The sequence below is a fragment of the Pseudomonas sp. 22085 genome (assembly GCF_052045815.1).
Classification (GTDB): domain Bacteria; phylum Pseudomonadota; class Gammaproteobacteria; order Pseudomonadales; family Pseudomonadaceae; genus Aquipseudomonas; species Aquipseudomonas glycinae.
The window spans coordinates 171744-193298 of record NZ_JBQEQA010000004.1; the positions used below are offsets into that span (position 1 = coordinate 171744).

Annotated in this window: 18 protein-coding genes; 11 read left to right on the top strand and 7 right to left on the bottom strand. The window is 61.5% G+C overall.

The features are described 5' to 3' along the window. Positions 1 to 153: 153 nt before the first annotated feature. The gene (locus ACTJK7_RS06210) at positions 154 to 1671 is read left to right on the top strand and encodes an MDR family MFS transporter (protein ID WP_039765903.1); all 1518 of its coding nucleotides are present in this window, start codon (positions 154 to 156) and stop codon (positions 1669 to 1671) included. Between the two features lie 44 nt (positions 1672 to 1715). Here ACTJK7_RS06210 and ACTJK7_RS06215 read toward each other — a convergent pair whose 3' ends face one another. The 4 genes from ACTJK7_RS06215 to ACTJK7_RS06230 all read right to left on the bottom strand — a co-directional run bounded on the left by ACTJK7_RS06215 (position 1716) and on the right by ACTJK7_RS06230 (position 5660). Continuing rightward, on the bottom strand, positions 1716 to 2564 hold the full coding sequence (locus tag ACTJK7_RS06215) for a cache domain-containing protein (protein WP_163976312.1): 849 nt from the start codon (positions 2562 to 2564) through the stop codon (positions 1716 to 1718). Between the two features lie 115 nt (positions 2565 to 2679). Next, positions 2680 to 3555: an ATPase gene (locus ACTJK7_RS06220; RefSeq protein ID WP_440779858.1), complete on the bottom strand. Its 876-nt coding sequence runs from the start codon at positions 3553 to 3555 to the stop codon at positions 2680 to 2682. A 116-nt stretch (positions 3556 to 3671) separates the two neighbouring features. After that, a complete protein-coding gene (locus ACTJK7_RS06225; protein ID WP_039765898.1) occupies positions 3672 to 4664 on the bottom strand; it encodes an NAD-dependent epimerase/dehydratase family protein in 993 nt (330 codons plus the stop codon). Between the two features lie 108 nt (positions 4665 to 4772). Continuing rightward, entirely contained in the window at positions 4773 to 5660 is an 888-nt protein-coding gene (locus tag ACTJK7_RS06230; protein ID WP_103387416.1) for a LysR family transcriptional regulator ArgP, read from the bottom strand. Between the two features lie 96 nt (positions 5661 to 5756). On the opposite strand from ACTJK7_RS06230, the gene ACTJK7_RS06235 reads away from it, so the two are divergent. The 10 genes from ACTJK7_RS06235 to ACTJK7_RS06280 all read left to right on the top strand — a co-directional run bounded on the left by ACTJK7_RS06235 (position 5757) and on the right by ACTJK7_RS06280 (position 19739). After that, positions 5757 to 6158, top strand: a complete 402-nt coding sequence (locus tag ACTJK7_RS06235) for an ACT domain-containing protein (protein ID WP_440779859.1) — start codon at positions 5757 to 5759, stop codon at positions 6156 to 6158. A gap of 5 nt (positions 6159 to 6163) precedes the next feature. Then, positions 6164 to 6766, top strand: coding sequence for a LysE/ArgO family amino acid transporter (locus ACTJK7_RS06240; RefSeq protein ID WP_108563126.1), 603 nt, complete (start codon positions 6164 to 6166; stop codon positions 6764 to 6766). 176 nt (positions 6767 to 6942) lie between these two features. Further along, positions 6943 to 7539 (top strand): superoxide dismutase, encoded by a 597-nt coding sequence (locus ACTJK7_RS06245; protein WP_003227660.1) that lies wholly within the window; start codon positions 6943 to 6945, stop codon positions 7537 to 7539. Positions 7540 to 7894: 355 nt separating this feature from the next. Continuing rightward, positions 7895 to 9946: a putative bifunctional diguanylate cyclase/phosphodiesterase gene (locus tag ACTJK7_RS06250; RefSeq protein WP_064383811.1), complete on the top strand. Its 2052-nt coding sequence runs from the start codon at positions 7895 to 7897 to the stop codon at positions 9944 to 9946. A gap of 196 nt (positions 9947 to 10142) precedes the next feature. Beyond that, entirely contained in the window at positions 10143 to 11489 is a 1347-nt protein-coding gene (locus tag ACTJK7_RS06255; protein WP_108563127.1) for an imelysin family protein, read from the top strand. Positions 11490 to 11766: 277 nt separating this feature from the next. Then, positions 11767 to 13194, top strand: a complete 1428-nt coding sequence (locus ACTJK7_RS06260; RefSeq protein ID WP_085654793.1) for a di-heme oxidoreductase family protein — start codon at positions 11767 to 11769, stop codon at positions 13192 to 13194. A gap of 26 nt (positions 13195 to 13220) precedes the next feature. Next, positions 13221 to 14285, top strand: coding sequence for an imelysin family protein (locus ACTJK7_RS06265; RefSeq protein ID WP_085654791.1), 1065 nt, complete (start codon positions 13221 to 13223; stop codon positions 14283 to 14285). Positions 14286 to 14299: 14 nt separating this feature from the next. After that, positions 14300 to 15400: a DUF1513 domain-containing protein gene (locus tag ACTJK7_RS06270; protein WP_108563129.1), complete on the top strand. Its 1101-nt coding sequence runs from the start codon at positions 14300 to 14302 to the stop codon at positions 15398 to 15400. 147 nt (positions 15401 to 15547) lie between these two features. Beyond that, positions 15548 to 16696: an efflux RND transporter periplasmic adaptor subunit gene (locus ACTJK7_RS06275; RefSeq protein ID WP_064383816.1), complete on the top strand. Its 1149-nt coding sequence runs from the start codon at positions 15548 to 15550 to the stop codon at positions 16694 to 16696. Positions 16697 to 16709: 13 nt separating this feature from the next. Next, positions 16710 to 19739, top strand: a complete 3030-nt coding sequence (locus ACTJK7_RS06280) for a multidrug efflux RND transporter permease subunit (RefSeq protein WP_064383817.1) — start codon at positions 16710 to 16712, stop codon at positions 19737 to 19739. Positions 19740 to 19811: 72 nt separating this feature from the next. On the opposite strand, the gene ACTJK7_RS06285 is transcribed toward ACTJK7_RS06280, so the two are convergent. Genes ACTJK7_RS06285 through ACTJK7_RS06295 form a run of 3 tightly spaced genes read right to left on the bottom strand, consistent with a single transcriptional unit; the run spans position 19812 to position 21428 of the window. Continuing rightward, a complete protein-coding gene (locus tag ACTJK7_RS06285; protein ID WP_011335717.1) occupies positions 19812 to 20039 on the bottom strand; it encodes a hypothetical protein in 228 nt (75 codons plus the stop codon). A gap of 2 nt (positions 20040 to 20041) precedes the next feature. Further along, the gene (locus ACTJK7_RS06290) at positions 20042 to 20755 is read right to left on the bottom strand and encodes a lipopolysaccharide kinase InaA family protein (RefSeq protein WP_085654781.1); all 714 of its coding nucleotides are present in this window, start codon (positions 20753 to 20755) and stop codon (positions 20042 to 20044) included. Positions 20756 to 20759: 4 nt separating this feature from the next. After that, a complete protein-coding gene (locus tag ACTJK7_RS06295; protein ID WP_064383819.1) occupies positions 20760 to 21428 on the bottom strand; it encodes a class I SAM-dependent methyltransferase in 669 nt (222 codons plus the stop codon). Positions 21429 to 21555: the final 127 nt, after the last annotated feature.

Sequence of the window (21555 nt, forward strand, 5' to 3'; positions counted from 1 at the left end):
AAACAACCCTTACCTTCGGGCTGCGCCTTGCCTGGCCCGCTTTCAGGTGGCAACGCGGCGCGGGAAATAATGGATGACACACCCTGTTACACTGGCGAGCATCCCCGCTCGCCTGGCGATCTGCGGGACCCTCACTGCCCGCAGGTTTTGCCCGTGACCAATCTCAACCATCCCGAAACGCCCAAACCGGCCATTCGCAGCGTACTGGTCGCGCTGATGATGGCGATCTTTCTCGGCGCGCTCGACCAGACCATCGTCGCCGTTTCCATGCCGGCCATCTCCGCCCAGTTCAAGGACGTCAGCCTGCTGGCCTGGGTGATTTCCGGCTACATGGTGGCGATGACCGTGGCGGTGCCGATCTACGGCAAGCTCGGCGATCTGTACGGGCGGCGCAAACTGATGCTGTTCGGCATGGGCCTGTTCACCCTCGCCTCGCTGTTCTGCGGCATGGCCCAGAGCATGGAGCAACTGGTGCTGGCGCGGATCTTCCAGGGCATCGGTGCCGGCGGGATGATTTCGGTGAGCCAGGCGATCATCGGCGACATCGTGCCGCCTCGCGAACGCGGGCGTTATCAGGGTTATTTCAGCAGCATGTACGCGGTGGCCAGCGTCGCCGGCCCGGTGCTCGGCGGTTACATGACCGAGTACCTGTCATGGCGCTGGGTGTTCCTGATCAACCTGCCGTTGGGCCTTGGCGCTTACTGGGTGGCGCGACGCAACCTGATCGGCCTGCCGATTCCCCAGCGCAAACCAATCATCGACTACCTCGGCACGCTGCTGATGATCATCGGTCTGACGGCGCTGTTGTTGGCGATCACTCAGGTCGGCCAGGGTTACGCGTGGCGCAGCAGCGAAGTGCTCGGGCTGTTCGCTTGCGCGGTGGCGGTTTTGGCGGTGTTCGTCTGGCATGAGCGGCGCGCCCGGGAGCCGTTGCTGCCGATGCACCTGTTCACCAACCGCAGCGCTCTGCTGTGCTGGTGCACGATTTTCTTTTGCAGCTTCCAGGCGATTTCCCTGATCGTTCTGATGCCGCTACGCTTCCAGAGCGTGACCGGCGCAGGGGCGGACAGCGCTGCGTTGCACTTGCTGCCGCTGGCGATGGGATTGCCGATCGGCGCGTATTTCGCCGGACGCCGCACCTCGATCACCGGTCGCTACAAACCGCAGATTCTGACCGGCGCGCTGCTGATGCCGATCTCGATCCTCGGCATGGCCTTCAGCCCGCCCGATGCCACGCTGCTCAGCAGCCTGTTCATGCTGCTCAGCGGGATCGCCGGCGGCATGCAGTTCCCAACTTCGCTGGTCGGTACGCAGAACTCGGTGGAGCAAAAGGACATTGGCGTCGCCACCAGTACCACCAACCTGTTCCGCTCTCTGGGCGGCGCGGTGGGCGTGGCGTTGATGTCGGCGCTGTTGCTGGCGTTGTTGCAGGACTCCAGTTTCGCCCACCTGGCCGGCAGCTCGCTGATGAGCGAAGGGCATTCCGGCAACGTGCTGCTCGACGGCCTGAACGCGGCACCCGGCGATGCGCAGAACGCCTTGCGTGCCGAATTGCTGGTGACGTTCCGGCATTTGCTGATGGTCAGCGCGGCGGTCTCGCTGCTCGGGCTGGCGGCGGCGATTGCGATGCCGAACCGGTTGCTGCGGGGCCGTGAGCACGGCGCCCGCTGATTGATGCCAATCGCTCCCACGCGCCGCGTGGGAGCTTTCAGCAATCAAGCACTGTAATAACCGACCGCCACCAGCATGTTCCCGACCTTCTTCAGGTAAGCATGCTTGTTCTCGACCTTGCCGGTCACCGGGTTTTTCCAGCGGTACTCGTACTCGCCCTCATCCTGTTTGCCGATCAGCGCCAGAATCGGTTCGCCCACCGGTTTGCCTTCGGGATCGTCGACCTTGGCGAAATCGGTGTTGATCAGCCGCAGGTTGGTGCCATGGGCGACGTAGCGGTGGTTGTCGAGATTGACCACGAACACATACAGGTCGTCCTGCAGGTAACCGCCCTTGAGCGAGTTAATCGCGGACAGCGTGCCCTTCTCATCCTTGGTCAAATCGGTAGCAGCCTTGTCGAGCAACGCTTTCGCCTGCTCCGCCGACGCGCGCGGCAGGTAATAACCCACCGCCAGAATCCGCTGACCGATGCGTTGATAGTAAACGTGCTTGCGCTCGACCTTGCCGTCGGACCAGTTCTGCCAGCGGTATTCGGCCTGCTGGATGCCGTTGCCTTCCGGCACTTTCAAGGCGTCCTTGAAGGACTTCTGCAAGTCCGGCCCGAGCACTTCGCTGACGTCGCGCCCGATCAACGCCGATGACGGCCCACCGCTGGCGAGCATCACGCCCTTGGTATCGACCACGAACACATAGCGATCCTTGTCGACGAATTCGCCCTGACGGCTGAACGCCGCAAACGCCTTGTCGCCGTTGTCGTGGTAATAGGCCAGAGCCTTTTCCAGCAAGGCGATGGCGGCCTTGCTGTCGTCTTTTTCCGTGGTGGCCGCATTGGCCTGACCGAAACTCAACAGCAGCACCGCGCCGAGCCAGGCCAGCTTGTGCACAAACCCCATGACGCATCCCTCGTTCTTGTTGGTGTTTCAAGAGCGTAGACGGCCTGAAGGCATGTATGGATATTCAGAAAGCTTCTGAATGTTGCTGTGGCGAGNCCCTCGCCACACAAGAGGCTTACGGACGGGCGTTGAGTTGCTGTTGCAGGTTCTGTATCTGCGCCTGCAGGGTGTTGATGTTGCGGGTAATCTGCGCGCGGAACGCGTCGAACTCGGCAGTGTTGGTGCCACCCTGCGCAGCAGCCGGACGGTTGTCCTGCTCGCTCTTGAGGATGACGATTTCCTGCTCCAGACGGTCGATGGCGGCGTTTGAGCCACCCTGTTTTTTCAGAGCCGTGATGTCGGCACCGAGACTTTTGAACTGCGCATCGAAACCCTTCACCTGTGCATCGAAGCTCTTGAGCTGGGCATCGAGCTTGCTGGTGTCGGCCGGGGTGCTTTTCAGCGTTGCCAGCTCGGCGCTCAGGGCTTTGACCTGAGCCTGCAACTGAGTGTTGGCGTTCTGCTGTTCAGTGGTCTGGGCGGTCATCTGCGCCAGGCGCTTGTCCAGGTCCGTCGCCTGCCCGGCCACGCCCTGCTGCTGTTTGCTCTGATCCTGAAGCGCACTTTGCAGCTGTTTGATCTGCAGCTTCAGGGCTTCGCTGTCGGTGGTGACGTTGGTCTGGCTGGCCACGACCTTGCCGGAAATGTCCTGCAGGCGCCCCGCCGCTTCCTCACTGATGCGCGCGAAACTTTCCTGGGTCGCCACCAGTTGCTGCTCCATCAGCGAAATCTGCTGGAAGCTCCACCAGGCCAGACCGATGAAGGCGAAGAACAATGCGCCGACCAGTGCCCACAACGGCCCGGTGCTGGCGGCCTTGACCTTGACCACCGGCGGCGTGCGCGAATGCACGGTGGTGCGGGCGGTGACCGGAAAATCGTCGTCATCGAGGGTATCGGCGCGCAGGCTCGGTACATCGTCGAAATCGTCGTGGGCATCGTTACGCATGGACATTGAGGCAACCTTTGTGAAACGCGGTGATGGCAGATTGGCGCGAAGTATAAACCCCGCGGCCGCTGGGGTTGACCCTCAAGCCGTGACGCGGTTCAGTGCCGGCCGGCAGATTCGTATCAACGAATGTCCTGAGCCTTCCACCAGCCACAGAACTCATCGAGGGCCGTCCACAGACTGACTTTCGGATCGTAGTCCAGATAATGCCGGGCGCGACTGATGTCGAGGGTGAAATTTTTGTTCATCACCTGCATGCCCAGGCGCGACAGGGTCGGCTCGGGACGCCCGGGCCAGAGCTTGCACACACCTTCGTTGAGCGCTGCCACGCTGTAGGCCAGCCCGTAGGAACGGTACTTGGTGACCTGGGGGACTTCCATCTTGCGCATCACGTAATTGACCACATCCCACAGCGGCACCGGGGCGCCGTTGCTGATGTTGTAGGCCTTGCCCAGCGCGGAAGCGTCGGCCAGCAGGCTGCTGAGCAACGCTTCGTTGAGGTTGTGCACGCTGGTGAAATCGACTTTGTTCAGACCGTTGCCGATGATTGCCAGACGGCCCTTGCGCTGCATGTTCAGCAAGCGCGGGAAGATGCTCATGTCACCGGCGCCGGTGACGAAACGCGGTCGCAGGGCGAGGGTTTCGAGGCCGAATTCCTGGGCGCCGAAGACCTTTTGCTCGGCCAGGTATTTGGTCGCGGCGTAGTGATGCTTGAAGCGCTTGGGCACTTGCTCTTCGGTCAGGCCGAGATGGTCGCGACCGTCAAAGTAGATCGAGGGCGACGACAGATGCACCAGCCGCCGGACCCGTTGCTTCAGGCAGGCTTCGACCACGTTTTCGGTGACCTGCACATTGCCCTGATGGAAGTCCTGATAGCGGCCCCAAAGGCCGACCGCGCCGGCGCAATGCACCACGGCTTCGACGTCATTGCACAATTCCCGCACCAGATCCGGATCGCTCAGATCGCCTTGAACGAACTCGGCACCGCGACGCACCAGATGCTCGACACCCTCGGCCCGGCGACCGTTGACCCGCACGTCCAGGCCCTGCTCCAGGGCGAAACGCGCAAAGCGTCCGCCGATGAAGCCGCTTGCGCCGGTGACCAGAATTTTCATGTAGAGCTCCAACAAAACCAGCTGCAAGCTTCGAGCTTCGAGCTGCAAGGTAAAAACAGTACGCAAGCGCTTTACTAGGCGCTTGCAGCTTGACGCTCGTAGCTGCTTTCAGGCCACCAGCCATTGCGCCGACGAGCGCACCAATTGCTCGGTCAACAGCCCGAGCAACTGACCGCCATTGCGCCAATGATGCCAGTACAAGGGCACGTCGATCGGTTTATCTGGCAACAGTTCGCGCAGCACGCCGCGCTCCAGTTGCTCGCGGACCTGTAATTCCGGCACCAGGCCCCAGCCGAGCCCGGCTTCGGTCAGGCGGAGGAAACCTTCGGACGACGGGCACAGGTGATGTTCGAAACCGCCATCGACGCCGAGGGACGCGAGGTATCGATGCTGGAGAAAATCGTCAGGGCCGAACACCAGCGCCGGGGTGCGCGGTAATTGTTCGGCCCGCACGCCGTCGGGAAAATGCCGCTCGATGAATGCGGGGCTGGCCAGCGCTCGATAGCGCATCGCCCCGAGCAACACGCTGCGTGCCCCCGCCACCGGCCGCTCACTGGCGCACAGGCAAGCGGCCACTTCACCGGCGCGCATGCGTTTGAGGCCGACGGTCTGGTCCTCGACGATCAGATCGAGCAATAGATGTTGTTCGGCGCAGAAGTCGCCCACCGCCTCGGCCCACCAGGTGGCGAGACTGTCGGCATTCAGGGCGATACGCAGGCGCTCCGGCAGGCCTTCTTCGTCCAGCGCCGGCACCAGCGTCTGCAAATCCCGTTCAAGCAGGCGCACCTGCTGCACATGGTTGAGCAGGCGCCGGCCAATTTCGGTAGGCGACGGCGGCGTGCCACGCACCAGCACCGGCTGGCCGACCCGCGCTTCCAGCAGTTTGATCCGCTGGGAAATCGCCGATTGCGAAAGGCCCAGCACCTGCGCCGCCCGTTCGAATCCGGCCTGCTCGACCACGGCGGCCAGAGCGGAAAGCAATTTGTAGTCAAACATCAGTTTTCCTAATGAGCGATCAGCACTATTGGTTTTTCTTATACCGCGTCAACCGGGAGAATAGCCAGCAAGCACTCTTTATCAAGGACCACCCCCATGGCTGGCGAAACCTCGTTGACCACCCTGTTGCGCAGCATGAGCCCGCAGCTCAATGCCGGCGAATACGTGTTCTGCACCTTGTCCGACGGCGAGTTGCCGAGCGGCCTGGAAGTCGTAGGCAGTTTCCGTGAACAGGAAGGCCTGACGGTGATTCTGGAACGTTCCCACGCCGAGCGCGCCAGTTTCAGCTTCGACTACGTCGCAGCGTGGATCACATTGAACGTGCATTCGGCGCTGGAAGCCGTCGGCCTGACCGCCGCGTTCGCCACCGCATTGGGCAAGGCCGGGATCAGCTGCAACGTGATTGCCGGCTACTACCACGACCATTTGTTCGTCGGTCAGGCCGACGCCGAACGCGCCATGCAAGTGCTGCGCGACCTCGCAGCCAACGCGGAGTAACCGTCATGTGGCAAAGCTATACCAACGGTTTGCTGGTGGCGTTCGGGCTGATCATGGCGATCGGTACGCAGAACGCTTTTGTCCTGGCCCAGAGCCTGCGGCGTGAACATCACCTGCCGGTCGCGGCGCTGTGCGTCGCCTGCGATGCGCTGCTGGTGGCGGCCGGGGTGTTCGGTCTGGCCACGGTGCTGGCGCAGAACCCGACCTTGCTGGCGGTTGCCCGCTGGGGCGGCGCGGTGTTCCTGATCTGGTACGGCAGCCAGGCGCTGCGCCGGGCCTGTTCGAAACAGAGCCTGCAACAGGGTGAAAAACAGACCGTACGTTCGCTGCGGGCGGTGATGTTCAGCGCTCTGGCGGTGACCCTGCTCAACCCGCACGTCTATCTCGACACCGTTTTGCTGATCGGCTCCCTCGGTGCGCAGCAGTCGGTGCCCGGCGCTTATGTGGTCGGCGCGGCGAGTGCTTCGCTGCTGTGGTTCTTCACCCTGGCGTTCGGCGCGGCATGGCTCGCGCCGTGGCTGGCACGGCCGAGTACCTGGCGGATTCTGGATCTGTTGGTGGCGGTGATGATGTTCACGGTGGCGGGGCAATTGATATTGGCTTCATGATTTATTCCAAACAGCTCTGGAACCTCTATCCCACACAGTTGTTGCGTGGTTAAGCCGCACCCCCGGTGCTATGATCCGAACCCTGCGCCGCAAAGAGTAAAAACTCGCCGGTGCATTTCTGGCCGCCCGTGATCGGCCTTGCGCTCACCGCAACAGACCTGATTAGGAGAATCATCATGGCTTTCGAATTGCCGCCGCTGCCTTACGCACACGATGCCCTGCAGCCGCACATTTCCAAGGAAACCCTGGAATTCCACCACGACAAGCACCACAACACCTATGTCGTGAACCTGAACAACCTGGTGCCAGGCACCGAGTTCGAAGGCAAGACCCTGGAAGAAATCGTCAAGACTTCCTCGGGCGGCATCTTCAACAACGCCGCTCAGGTCTGGAACCACACCTTCTACTGGAACTGCCTGGCGCCAAACGCCGGCGGTCAACCAACCGGCGCACTGGCTGAAGCCATCAACGCGGCTTTCGGTTCGTTCGACAAGTTCAAGGAAGAGTTCAGCAAAACCTCGATCGGCACCTTCGGTTCCGGCTGGGGCTGGCTGGTGAAAAAGGCTGACGGTTCCCTGGCGCTGGCCAGCACCATCGGCGCCGGCAACCCGCTGACCAGCGGTGACACCCCGCTGCTGACCTGCGACGTCTGGGAACACGCTTACTACATCGACTACCGTAACCTGCGTCCGAAGTACGTCGAGGCGTTCTGGAACCTGGTCAACTGGAAGTTCGTGGCCGAGCAGTTCGAAGGCAAGACCTTCACCGCTTAAGCTGCACGCCAGACAAAAACCCGGCTTTGCCGGGTTTTTTTATACCTGCGAAAATCATCGTGGGTGCGTTGCATCGCAAACAGGGCCTTTTCCCACATCTGATACCGCCCTTCTCCCCTTGCTCCCAAGCCACGGCGGACTAACATCAAAAAAAGGAAAAAATGTCCGACACCCCTCAAGTTGGAGACCGAAACTACCGACACAGTACAACCAGGGCAAAGACTCCAGACAGCAGCATTTCGGCCAAGGCCACGGACAATTATTCTGCGGCTCGATTGTCCCTTTGACTGCCAACACGGGATTGCCAATACTCATGGCAACTTGACGCTACCCGCACGGAACAAGGAATAACCCTTTGAAGCTGGAACTCAAGAACAGCTTGTCGGTGAAGTTGCTCCGGGTCGTGCTCCTGTCGGCATTGATCGTCGGCGTGGTCTTGAGCTGCGCGCAGATCGTGTTCGATGCCTATAAAACACGCCAGGCCGTCGCCGGTGATGCCGAACGCATCCTCGACATGTTCCGCGATCCCTCCACCCAGGCCGTCTACAGCCTGGATCGGGAGATGGGCATGCAGGTGATCGAAGGCCTGTTCCAGGATGACGCCGTGCGCCAGGCCTCCATCGGTCATCCCAACGAAGCCATGCTCGCGCAAAAATCCCGTGAGCTGCAGCAATCCAACAGCCGCTGGCTGACCGACCTGATCCTCGGCCAGGAGCGCACGTTCACCACCCAACTGGTGGGACGCGGGCCCTACAGCGAGTATTACGGCGATCTGAGCATCACCCTCGACACGGCTACCTACGGTCAGGGCTTCATCGTCAGTTCGGTGATCATCTTCATTTCCGGCGTGTTGCGCGCCCTGGCCATGGGCCTGGTCCTGTATCTGGTCTATCACTGGCTGCTGACCAAACCGCTGTCGCGGATCATCGAACACCTCACCGAGATCAACCCGGACCGCCCCAGCGAACACAAGATTCCGCAACTCAAGGGCCACGAGAAAAACGAACTGGGGATCTGGATCAACACCGCCAACCAGTTGCTCGAATCCATCGAACGCAATACCCACCTGCGCCACGAAGCGGAAAACAGCCTGCTGCGCATGGCCCAGTACGATTTCCTCACCGGCCTGCCGAACCGTCAGCAATTGCAGCAGCAACTGGACAAGATTCTGGTGGATGCCGGCAAGCTGCAACGCAGGGTCGCCGTGCTTTGCGTAGGTCTGGATGATTTCAAAGGCATCAACGAACAATTCAGCTACCAGACCGGCGACCAGTTATTGCTCGCCCTGGCTGACCGGCTACGCGCCCACAGCGGTCGCCTCGGCGCCCTCGCCCGTCTCGGCGGCGACCAGTTTGCCCTGGTGCAGGCCGATATCGAGCAACCCTACGAAGCGGCGGAACTGGCGCAAAGTATCCTTGATGACCTGGAAGCGCCGTTCGCCCTTGATCATCAAGAGATTCGCCTGCGCGCGACCATCGGCATCACCCTGTTCCCGGAGGACGGCGACAGCACCGAGAAGCTGTTGCAGAAAGCCGAGCAGACCATGACCCTGGCCAAGACCCGCTCACGCAACCGCTATCAGTTCTACATCGCCAGCGTCGACAGCGAGATGCGCCGCCGTCGCGAACTGGAAAAAGACCTGCGCGATGCGCTGTTGCGCGATCAGTTCTACCTCGTCTATCAGCCGCAGATCAGCTACCGCGATCATCGCGTGGTCGGGGTCGAAGCCCTGATCCGCTGGCAGCATCCGGAACACGGTCTGGTGCCGCCAGACCTGTTCATACCCCTGGCCGAGCAGAACGGCACCATCATCGCCATCGGCGAATGGGTGCTGGATCAGGCCTGCAAGCAACTGCGCGACTGGCACGATCAGGGTTTTGTCGACCTGCGCATGGCGGTCAACCTGTCCACCGTGCAACTGCACCACGCCGAGCTGCCCCGCGTGGTCAACAACCTGTTGCAGATGTACCGCCTGCCACCGCGCAGCCTGGAGCTGGAAGTCACCGAAACCGGCCTGATGGAAGACATCAGCACCGCCGCCCAGCACCTGCTGAGCCTGCGCCGCTCCGGCGCCTTGATCGCTATCGACGACTTCGGCACCGGCTATTCGTCGCTGAGTTATCTCAAGAGCCTGCCGCTGGACAAGATCAAGATCGACAAGAGCTTCGTCCAGGATCTGCTGGATGACGACGATGACGCGACCATCGTTCGCGCCATCATTCAACTGGGCAAAAGCCTGGGCATGCAGGTGATCGCCGAAGGCGTGGAAACCGCCGAACAGGAAACCTACATCATTTCCGAAGGCTGCCACGAAGGTCAGGGCTACCACTACAGCAAACCGCTGCCGGCACGCGAGTTGAGCATTTACCTCAAGCAGGCCCAGCGCAGCAACGCTGCCATCCTCTGAAACCGGCCTGCCATGCCCGATACCACCCGCGGTCTGCCGGGCATGAACCTCGCGGTTGATCCAGCGCAAACCCCGCGCAAATAAGAAATATTTCCAGCTACAACCCTTTACACATAATGCGAAAGATTTGCATTATGTCGCAGCTTTTGCGCACCCCCGCGCCTGTCCACTCAATTACCGAAGCAGGATGTTCGCCATGATTCGTATGCCTCTGGCTACCGCCAGTCTGCTGGCCATCGCTATTTCCCTCGCCGGTTGCGGCGAAGGTAAAGACAAAGACAAGGCCGCCGCTCCTGCGCCGACCCCGGCTGCCAGCACCGCTGCACCGGCTGCGCCAGCTGCAGCCGGTAAAGTCGACGAGGCCGCCGGCAAAGCCGTTGTCGCGCACTACGCCGACATGGTCTTCGCCGTTTACAGCGATGCCGAATCCACCGCGAAAACCCTGCAAACCGCCATCGACGCGTTCCTCGCCAAGCCGGACGCCGACACCCTGAAAGCCGCCAGGGCTGCCTGGGTCGCCGCCCGCGTTCCTTACCTGCAGAGCGAAGTGTTCCGCTTCGGCAACACCATCATCGACGACTGGGAAGGTCAGGTGAACGCCTGGCCTCTGGACGAAGGCCTGATCGACTACGTCGACAAGTCCTACGAACACGCACTGGGCAATCCAGGCGCCACCGCCAACATCATCGCCAACACCGAAGTACAGGTCGGCGAAGACAAGGTCGACGTCAAGGACATCACCCCGGAAAAACTCGCCAGCCTGAACGAGCTGGGCGGTTCCGAAGCCAACGTTGCCACCGGCTACCACGCCATCGAATTCCTGCTCTGGGGCCAGGATCTGAACGGCACCGGCCCGGGCGCCGGCAACCGTCCGGCTTCGGACTATCTGGAAGGCAAAGGCGCCACTGGCGGTCACAACGATCGTCGTCGTGCCTACCTGAAAGCCGTGACCCAGCTGCTGGTCAGCGATCTGGAAGAAATGGTCGCCAACTGGAAGCCGAACGTGGCTGACAACTACCGCGCCACCCTGGAAGCCGAACCGGCTGAAAGCGGCCTGCGCAAAATGCTGTTCGGCATGGGCAGCCTGTCCCTGGGCGAACTGGCCGGCGAGCGCATGAAGGTGTCCCTGGAAGCGAACTCCCCGGAAGACGAACAGGATTGCTTCAGCGACAACACCCACAACTCGCACTTCTACGATGCCAAGGGCATTCGTAACGTTTACCTGGGCGAGTACACCCGCGTCGACGGCACCAAACTGACCGGCGCCAGTCTGTCGTCGCTGGTGGCCAAGGTCGATCCGGCTGCCGACACCGCGCTGAAAGCCGATCTGGCCGCCACGGAAGCCAAGATCCAGGTCATGGTCGATCACGCCAACAAGGGTGAGCACTACGACCAGTTGATCGCAGCCGGCAACACGGCTGGTAACCAGATCGTGCGCGATGCCATCGCTTCGCTGGTCAAGCAGACCGGTTCGATCGAAGCCGCAGCCGGCAAGCTCGGCATCAGCGACCTGAACCCGGACAACGCCGATCACGAGTTCTGATCACAGCGTCCGCGTTAAAAAAAGGCGACCTTCGGGTCGCCTTTTTTCGCTGATCGTTCCCACGCTCTGCGTGGGAACGCAGCCCGGGACGCTCTGCGTCCCAAATCAAAAGCCGAACGCAGAGCGTCCGTTGAGGCGTTCCCACGCAGAGCGTGGGAACGATCAAAGTTTGTGAAACCCCTGCCCTGCATCAAGCAAACGATAATTCCTCTTATTCAATCTCCCTCGCCCTGTTAGACTTTGCGCCTTTAAATTCGCCCCTCTTGCAGGAAGTCTGATGCCCTCGCTGCCTCTTCGCTTGTCCGCACTGTTTCTGGCCCTGGGCCTGAGTGCCTGCGATGACGCCCCGCGTTTCACCAAGGCCGAGCCGGGTGAGGCCCGTTCCGGCGGCGCGGCGACCGTGCGCAAGAGCGATCAGAACGCATTTTCCCTGCCGTCGGCCAATCTGCCGCCCTCGCGCCGGGTGGACTTCAGCGTCGGCAACAGCTTTTTTCGCAGCCCGTGGGTGATCGCGCCTTCGACCACCACGGCACGCGATGGCCTCGGCCCGCTGTTCAACACCAACGCCTGCCAGAACTGCCACATCAAGGACGGTCGCGGTCATCCGCCGACGCCGGATGCGGCCAACGCGGTGTCGATGCTGGTGCGTCTGTCGATTCCCGATGCGCCGCAGTACGCCAAATTGATCGAGCAGGTCGGTGTGGTTCCCGAGCCGGTGTACGGCGGCCAGTTCCAGGACATGGCCGTTCCCGGCGTCGCGCCGGAAGGCAAGGTGCGGGTCGATTACACGCCGGTGCCGGTCCGCTTCAAGGACGGCACCGAGGTCGAGCTGCGCAAACCAGTCTTGCAGATCACCCAGCTCGGCTACGGCCCGATGCACCCGGACACACGTTTCTCGGCCCGCGTTGCGCCGCCGATGATCGGCCTGGGCCTGCTCGAAGCGATTCCCGAAGAAGCGATCCTCGCCAACGCCGCCGCACAGGCCAAAGAGAACAACGGCATCAACGGCCGGCCAAACCGGGTCTGGGATGACGCACAGCAAAAGACCGTGATGGGGCGATTTGGCTGGAAAGCCGGCCAACCGAACCTCAATCAACAAAATGTACACGCGTTTTCGGGTGATATGGGCCTGACCACCAGCCTGAGACCGTTTGATGACTGCACCGACGCGCAAACCGCCTGTAAACAGGCGCCGAACGGCAGCGGCCCGGACGGCGAACCTGAAGTCAGCGACAACATCCTGCGCCTGGTGCTGTTCTACAGCCGCAACCTTGCCGTTCCCGCCCGCCGTGGGGTCAACGATGCGCAAGTGCTGGCCGGCAAGAATCTGTTTTTCCAGGCGGGCTGCCAGTCCTGTCACACCCCAAAATACACCACCGCCGCCAATGCCGCCGAACCTGAACTGGCCAATCAAGTGATTCGCCCGTACAGCGATCTGCTGCTCCATGACATGGGCGAAGGCCTGGCGGACAACCGCACTGAATTTCAGGCTTCCGGCCGCGACTGGCGCACCCCGCCGCTGTGGGGCATCGGCCTGACGCAGACGGTCAGCGGCCATACCCAGTTTCTGCATGACGGCCGCGCCCGCAATCTGCTCGAAGCCGTGCTCTGGCACGGCGGCGAAGCGAAGGCGGCGCAGCAACAGGTTTTGTCTTTCAACGCCGAGCAGCGTGCCGCGCTGCTGGCGTTCTTGAACTCACTTTAAACACTTGAACGAATCGGGAGCCCGACATGTTCCGTCCCAAGCTGTTGTTCACCAGCCTTGCCGCACTGGCCCTCGGCGCGTGCTCGCCGCAGGATCCGCAAGCCGTCACCTCGGCGGCCATCGCCAAATCGGTGATCCTGCCGACCTACACCCGCTGGGTCGAAGCCGACAGGCAACTGGCCGTCAGTGCCCTCGCCTACTGCCAGGGCAAAGAGTCGCTGGACACCGCCCGTGCTGACTTCCTGCATGCGCAGAAAGCCTGGGCCGAGTTGCAACCGTTGCTGATTGGCCCGCTGGCCGAGGGCAACCGTTCGTGGCAGGTGCAGTTCTGGCCGGACAAGAAAAACCTGGTCGGCCGTCAGGTCGAGCAACTGGTCACCGCGCAGCCGCAGATCGACGCCGCCGCCCTGGCCAAATCCAGCGTCGTGGTTCAGGGCCTGTCCGCCTACGAGTACATCCTGTTCGACGCCAAGCCTGACGTCGCCAACGACGCGCAGAAAGCCAAATACTGCCCACTGCTGGTGGCCATCGGCGAGCGTCAGAAACAACTGGCCGAAGAGATCCTCAGCAGTTGGAACAACACCGACGGCATGCTCGCGCAGATGAGCAAATTCCCGAACCAGCGCTACGCCGACTCCCACGAAGCGATCGCCGATCTGCTGCGGGTACAGGTCACCGCTCTCGACACCCTGAAGAAAAAACTCGGCACGCCGATGGGCCGTCAGAGCAAGGGCGTACCTCAACCGTTCCAGGCCGACGCATGGCGTAGCCAGTCGTCCATGGAGGCGCTGGAAGCCAGCCTCGCGGCGGCGAAAACTGTCTGGGAAGGCGTCGACAACAAAGGCCTGCGTGGCCTGCTGCCGGCTGAGCAAAAGCCGCTGGCGGACAAGATCGATGCCGCCTACGCGGCCTCGCTCAAACTGTTCGACAGCACCCAGCGCTCGCTGACCGAAATGCTCAACGATGACGCTGGTCGCCAGCAACTCAACGACATTTACGACAGCCTCAACGTCGTCCATCGCCTGCATGAAGGCGAACTGGCCAAGGCGCTGGGCATCCAACTGGGCTTCAACGCCAACGACGGTGACTGATGAGGGCACGTGCCATGCTGCGACGCCAGGCTCTGACTTTAGGTAGTTTGCTGCTGGGAGCAGTGACACTGGGCGGCTGGACGCTGTTCAAACGCAAGGACCAAAGCCCGCTGCTGCTGTCGGCGCGGGACGACACCGACGGCAAGCACTACGCCGTCGGTTACCGGCTGGACGGCACCCGGGTGTTCGCCACTGAAGTCGGCCAGCGCTGCCACGACATCATTAATCACCCGACGCTGCCGATCGCGCTGTTCGTCGCTCGCCGGCCGGGCACCGAGAGCTACCTGATCGACCTGCGCAACGGTGCATTGCTGCAAACCGTGACCTCGCAGCCGAACCGGCATTTCTACGGACATGCGGTGATCCACCACAGCGGCGATTACCTGTATGCCACCGAAAACGACACCACCGATCCGGGCCGTGGCCTGCTCGGGGTGTACAAGTTCGAAGGCGAACGGCTGGTGCACAGCGGCGAGATTTCCACCCACGGTCTCGGCCCGCATCAGGTGTCGTGGATGCCCGACGGTGAAACCCTGGTGGTGGCCAATGGCGGGATCCGCACCGAGGCCGAAAGCCGGGTCGACATGAACCTCGACGCCATGGAACCAAGCCTGGTGCTGATGCAGCGCGACGGCACCCTGCTGAGCAAGGAAACCCTCGCCCAGCAGATGAACAGCGTGCGCCACCTGGGGATCGCCAGCGACGGCACCATCGTCGCCGGCCAGCAATTCATGGGGCCTTCCCACGAGCGCTCGGAGCTGCTGGCGATCAAACGTCCCGGCCAGCCGTTCGTGGCGTTCCCGGTGCCGGAGCATCAGTTGCAGTCGATGGGTCATTACACCGCCAGCGTCGCCGTGCACAGCGACCTGCGTCTGGTGGCACTGACCGCACCGCGCGGCAACCGCTTCTTCATCTGGGACCTGGACAGCGGCGAAGTGCGCCTCGACGCCCCGTTGCCTGACTGCGCCGGGGTCGGTGCAGTGCAGGACGGTTTTGTCGTGACCTCCGGTCAGGGACGCTGCCGTTACTACGATTGCCGCCAGGATGAACTGCTGGCCAAACCGCTGGATTTGCCCGCAGGGCTCTGGGACAACCATCTTCATCTGATGGCCTGAAATTCGCCGTCGACCGCTCGGTCGGCGGTCCCGCTTTTTTGTATCGCCTCCTTTCATACCCTGTAAAAACTGGCAGTTGGAATCCCTGCCGGACTCAGGGTAATGTGCCCGCCTGTCTCGCCTGATTTTCTCCAAGGAACTGGAAATATGCTGCGTCGCCGCATGCTGATCATGTTGGGTGTTGTACTGCTGATCGTTCTGCTTCTCGCCGGTTACAAGGCCTTTTCGATCTATACGATGATCCAGGGCTTTTCCAAACCGAAGCCGCCGATCAGCGTCGCCGTGGCCACCGCCGTCGAGCGCCCGTGGCAGATGCGCCTGCCCACCGTCGGCACGCTGAAAGCGCTGCAAGGCGTCGACCTGAGTCTGGAGAACGCCGGCACCGTCACCGAGCTGAAATTCGAATCGGGGCAGAAGGTCAAGGCCGGCCAACCCTTGCTGCAACTGGACAGCGCCGTCGAAGCCGCCTTCCTCGAAACCGCCAAGGCCGATCTCGGCCTCGCGCAGCTGGATTACGGTCGCGGCAGCCAACTGGTCGGCAGCAGCGCCATCTCCAAAGGCGAATTCGACCGGCTCTCGGCGCAGCTGCAAAAGAACAAGGCCACGGTCAATCAACTCAATGCGGCGCTGGCCAAAAAACGCATCGTCGCGCCCTTCAGCGGCACCATCGGCATCCGCCTCGTCGACATCGGCGACTACCTCGCCAGCGGCACCAAGATCGCCACCCTGCAAGATCTGAGCAGCCTATACGCCGACTTCTACGTACCCGAACAGTCGGTGCCGAAACTGGCCATCGGGCAACCGGTACAGATTACGGTCGCGGCGTATCCCGGCCAGAACTTCACCGGTGCCATCAGCGCGATCAACCCGATCGTCGAGAGCACCACCCGCAACATTCTGGTTCGCGCCACCCTGGCCAACCCCGACGGCAAGTTGCTGCCGGGGATGTTCACCAGCGTCGAAGTGCTGCTGCCGGATCCGCAGAAACACATCGTGGTCCCGGAAAGCGCGATCACCTACACCCTCTACGGCAACTCGACGTACGTGGTCACCCAGAAGAAAGCCGAAGACGGCACCGTCGAGAAAGACGACAAGGGCCAACCGGTGCTGATCGCCGAGCGTCGGTTCGTCGAGACCGGCGAACGCCGCGATGGCCAGGTGATGATCAACAAGGGCGTGCAGAGCGGCGAACAGGTGGTGACGGCCGGCCAGATCAAACTGGACAACGGCGCCCACATTGCCATCAGCGACGACAAGACCCTCGGCGAGCAGAACAGTCCGCCCCGCGCCGACTGATCAAGGAAACCCCATGGCTTTTACCGATCCGTTCATCCGCCGCCCGGTGCTCGCCACCGTGGTCAGCCTGCTGATTGTGCTGTTGGGCTTCCAGGCCTGGAGCAAGCTGCCGCTGCGCCAATACCCGCAAATGGAAAACGCCCTGATCACGGTGACCACCGCGTACCCCGGGGCCAACGCCGAAACCATTCAGGGCTACATCACCCAGCCGATGCAGCAAAGCCTGGCCAGCGCCGAGGGCATCGACTACATGACCTCGGTCAGTCGCCAGAACTTCTCGGTGATTTCGATCTACGCGCGCATCGGCTCCAACAGCGACCGCCTGTTCACCGAACTGCTGGCCAAGGCCAACGAGGTGAAGAACAAACTGCCTCAGGATGCCGAAGACCCGGTACTGAGCAAAGAAGCCGCCGATGCCTCGGCGCTGATGTACATCAGCTTCTTCAGCAAGGAGCTGAACAACCCGCAGATCACCGACTACCTGTCGCGAGTGATACAGCCGAAGCTGGCAACCCTGCCGGGTATGGCCGAGGCAGAGATTCTCGGCAACCAGGTGTTCGCCATGCGCCTGTGGATCGATCCGGTGAAACTCGCCGGGTTCGGCCTCAGCGCCAGTGACGTGACCAACGCGGTGCGCCAGTACAACTTCCTCTCCGCCGCCGGTGAGGTGAAAGGTGAGTACGTGGTCACCAGCATCAACGCCAACACCGAACTGAAGTCCGCCGAAGCCTTCGGCAAGATCCCGCTCAAGGTGAGCGGTGACAGCCGGGTGCTGCTCAGCGATGTGGCGCGGGTCGAGATGGGCGCGGAAAACTACAACTCGATCAGTTCGTTCGGCGGTACGCCCTCGGTGTACATCGGGATCAAGGCCACACCCGGTGCCAACCCGCTGGACGTTATCAAGGAAGTACGCAAGATCATGCCGGAGCTGGAAGCCCAGCTGCCGCCCAACCTCAAGAGCGAAATCGCCTACGACGCCACGCTGTTCATCCAGGCCTCCATCGACGAAGTGGTGAAAACCCTGTTCGAGGCGGTGCTGATCGTGATCGTGGTGGTGTTCCTGTTCCTCGGTGCCCTGCGTTCGGTAGTGATTCCGGTGGTGACCATTCCGCTGTCGATGATCGGCGTGATGTTCTTCATGCAGATGATGGGCTACTCGATCAACCTGCTGACGCTGTTGGCGATGGTGCTGGCCATCGGGCTGGTGGTGGACGACGCGATTGTGGTGGTGGAAAACATCCACCGGCACATCGAGGAAGGCAAGACACCGCTGGAGGCCGCGCTCGAAGGCGCCCGGGAAATCGCCATGCCGGTGGTGTCTATGACCATCACCCTGGCAGCGGTGTACGCACCGATCGGCTTCCTGACCGGGCTGACCGGGGCGCTGTTCAAGGAGTTTGCGTTGACCCTGGCCGGGGCGGTGGTGATCTCCGGCGTCGTCGCCCTGACCCTGTCGCCGATGATGTGCGCCATGCTGCTGCGCCATGACGAAAACCCCACGGGCCTGGCCCACCGCCTCGACCGGATTTTCGACAGTCTCAAGCGGCGTTATCAAACCATGCTGCACGGCACGCTCAATACCCGGCCGGTGGTGCTGGTGTTTGCGGTGATCGTGTTGTGCCTGATTCCGGTGCTGCTCAAGTTCACCAAGTCGGAACTGGCACCGGACGAGGATCAGGGCATCATCTTCATGATGGCCAACGCGCCGCAACCGACCAACCTCGATTACCTGAACACCTACACCGACGAGTTCATCAAGATCTTCAAGGAGTTCCCGGAGTACTACTCATCGTTCCAGATCAACGGCTACAACGGCGTCCAGAGCGGCATCGGCGGTTTCCTGCTCAAGCCGTGGAACGAGCGCAGCCGCACGCAAATGGAAATCCTCCCCGAGGTGCAGGGCAGACTCGAGGGCATTCCGGGCCTGCAGATTTTCGGTTTCAACCTGCCATCCCTGCCTGGCACCGGTGAAGGCCTGCCGTTCGAATTCGTGATCAACACCGCCAACGACTACGAGCTGTTGCTGCAAGTGGCCGACCGGATCAAGAAGCGCGCCATGGAGTCGGGCAAGTTCGCCTTCGTCGACCTTGACCTGGCCTTCGACAAACCCGAAGTGGTGGTCGACATCGACCGCGCCAAGGCGGCGCAGATGGGCGTATCGATGCAGGATCTGGGCGGTACGCTGGCGACTTTGCTGGGCGAGGCGGAAATCAACCGGTTCACCATCGAAGGCCGCAGCTACAAGGTCATCGCCCAGGTCGAACGGGCCTACCGCGATAACCCGGACTGGCTGAACAATTACTACGTGAAAAACACCCAGGGCGAACTGCTGCCGCTGTCGACCCTGATCACCGTGACCGACCGCGCACGACCGCGACAGCTCAACCAGTTCCAGCAACTCAACGCGGCCAAGCTGTCCGGGTTCCCGCTGGTGAGCATGGGGGAAGCCATCGACAGCGTGTTGCAGATCGCCCGGGAAGAAGCCCCGGCCGGCTTTGCCTTCGATTACGGCGGCGCTTCCCGGCAGTACGTCCAGGAGGGCAGCGCGCTGTGGGTGACTTTCGCCCTGGCCCTGGCGATCATTTTCCTGGTGCTGGCGGCGCAGTTCGAAAGCTTCCGCGATCCATTGGTGATTCTGGTGACCGTGCCGCTGTCGATCTGCGGGGCGCTGATTCCGCTGTTCCTCGGCTGGTCGAGCATGAACATCTACACCCAGGTCGGGCTGGTGACACTGATCGGGCTGATCAGCAAACACGGGATCCTGATCGTCGAGTTCGCCAACCAGTTGCGCAAGGAGAAGGGCCTCACGCCTCGGGAGGCGGTGGAGGAAGCGGCGGCGATTCGTCTGCGCCCGGTGTTGATGACCACGGCGGCGATGGTGTTCGGCATGGTGCCGTTGATCGTGGCTACCGGCGCCGGTGCGGTCAGCCGCTTCGACATCGGGACGGTGATTGCCACGGGGATGTCGATCGGGACACTGTTTACGCTGTTTGTCCTGCCGTGCGTTTATACCGTGCTGGCGAAACCCGATCCCAAGGCATGACGCAGTAACACGAGCCATGACGCAATAAAAAAGGCCTCGCATTGGCGAGGCCTTTGGCTCTTGTCGAACGATTCAACTCTGCGGCCTCATCCCTTGAGAAAGTCCGAACATGAACAGCAACAGATCATGGTCCGGCTGAGTCGCCACGGCGGCTTTTGCCACCCGTGGCATTGGGCAATGCGGGTCGCTGGCTGATGCGCCAATGACCTGCATGCGTGGCTGTTCCCAGGCCGCCACCGCCAATGATGCAACTGCCAAGGCTCCTACCAGAAACAAACCTCGTGCAATTTCTAGTTTCATCGCTATAAACCTTTGATAGCGCTGCCAAACGCCGTCTCATAAAAGTAGACGAGTTTTTTCCAGTCGGTAGCGCTGAACGACGAGTGGCGGCGCAATTGCTTCATGTCATGGGCGGCGGCGCGATGAGCGGTCAGACGCTGACGGCATTTTTCCAGATCGATCAGAGCGACTTCGACCTTGGCCGACTCACCTTCGCCGGTCACGCTGACGAAGACGTGCTTGATGTAGATGCAGCTGTGCTGCCAGCGACCTTTGTGCATGCGGGCCAGGTTTTCTGCGAGGTCCTTGAGCACGCGTTCATAGACGGCTTCACCATATTGCTCACGACCGCCGGCGGCCACCCATTGCTCAAGCTCCTGAAAGCCATCGAGGGATTTGGTCACCAACAGCGCCCGCCACTTGTGCTGAGGATCGGGTTGAGCACCGCAAAAGACGATTTCTGGCACCCGGACCCCGAGACGGGAAACCCCGGTCAGCGCATCCAGTTCACGCAACACGGTCGGTCGCCCGAACGGATGCAGCCAGCTGCGATAAATATGTCCTGTCTGGCGTTTGGCATACAGCAGTTGACCATCGCGTCCCACCACCCGTTGCACACCACTTTCGCCACCACGACGCACGTTGGGTTCTTCCACCCATTCACCGCGCTGGTTCCAGTAGTAGTCGAAGCGGTCCTGGGGAGCGGCTTCCGTTTCTGCTGCAAATTGCACTGCCATCCTCTTACCTCTTGCGTAATACGTAAACTCGCCACATGGCATAGAGCGGAATGAAGTCCAGTTGTTCCTGGATGCGGAATCCCGCGTCTTCGAATTCCTTTTCAACTGTTGCGGCCGGTAACACAAACCGGTTCTGGTAACCCTCCTGCCCACGCTTGCGCTCGGCGCGCTTGCGTTTCCAGGCCTTGAAATTGCCATCGACCCAGAGCGAAATGATCACGCTGTCGCGGGTGACGCGCTCGAACTCGCGCAGAATCGCCCGGCGGTGCTCGGCTTCACCGATGTGATGCAGCAGTCGCATGCAGAAAATGCTGTCGACGGCGTTATCAGGCAAGGCAATGTCGAACGCAGAGGTGTGCAAGGGTTGTACCCGTTTCACCACATCCGCCGGTTGCGCCTGCATGGCGGTCTTGATCATCGACTCGGAGTTGTCCGCCCCAATGATCACCCGGTTGGGTTTTTCCGCCAGCAATGGCCAGAAACGTCCTGCACCGCACGGCAGGTCCAGAACCAGCCCCGGCTCGCCGACAAGGGTCAACGCCTTGCGGGCCAACTGCTGATCCCGCCAGTTGGACAAACGACGCCCCAGACCGTCCTGATGCTTGCGCAAATATTTCTGCGCATGGTTGTCGTCGTATTTTTCGGAAAAATCGAGCTTGATCGGGCCGGCCATCACCAGAACTCCTGAATTACTGATAGCGCCACCTTAAGCAGCGGCGTGTCAGTGTCAGGTCATCCCTTTGTGAAAAAAACGTCATGTAAATCGGCAAACTATTTCAAGGTTATACAGGATTTAGACA